The organism is Flagellimonas sp. 389, assembly GCF_018449435.1.
Lineage (GTDB): Bacteria > Bacteroidota > Bacteroidia > Flavobacteriales > Flavobacteriaceae > Flagellimonas.
The window spans coordinates 1-511 of the sequence record NZ_JAHCMU010000041.1 but is presented as its reverse complement, the minus strand read 5'-3'; the positions used below and the strand labels follow the sequence as shown (position 1 = coordinate 511).

The window sequence follows — 511 nt, the reverse complement described above, 5'->3', positions numbered from 1 at the left end:
TGGGTGTGTCCGGATACCATCCCGCTGTCGACGCACAGGGCGAATACCTTGTTGAACAACTTCTCGAAAAGGGATGCCGGATAAAGTTGCCTCGTCCTACTGATGGTCGAGTGCCATGGCAGTTCTTCGTCCAGGTCATAGCCCAGAAAGTAGAGCACGTCCAACCGCATGCTGCAGTGTTCGACCAGTTTTCGGTCCGATGTGATATTCTCAAGGTATCCGGTGATCAACAGCTTGAAGAAGACCACTGGGTCAATGGACGGGTTGCCGGTCCTACCATAAAGTTCCTTCGTGTCCCTGTAAAGAAAACGTAGGTCTAGCGTTTCACGGAGCCTTCTGTAAAGATTTTCTTTTGGAATCCGGTCTGATAACCGGAAACTGAGGAACAGTTTTTCGGTGTAGTTTTTTCTGCCTTGCATAACTATAAGTTACCAATTTCCGCACATTGGTTAAAGCAAAAATTGACAATTATAGGAGTTCTGCAACAGCCACCAACGTTTTTCGGGACAAT

1 protein-coding gene is annotated in these 511 nt (G+C 47.4%); it reads right to left on the bottom strand.

The annotated features are described in order from the left end of the window. Positions 1 to 419 (bottom strand): transposase (locus tag KIM67_RS18520; protein WP_213833036.1); only part of this gene is annotated, 419 nt, incomplete at its 3' end. Positions 420 to 511 lie beyond the last annotated feature (92 nt).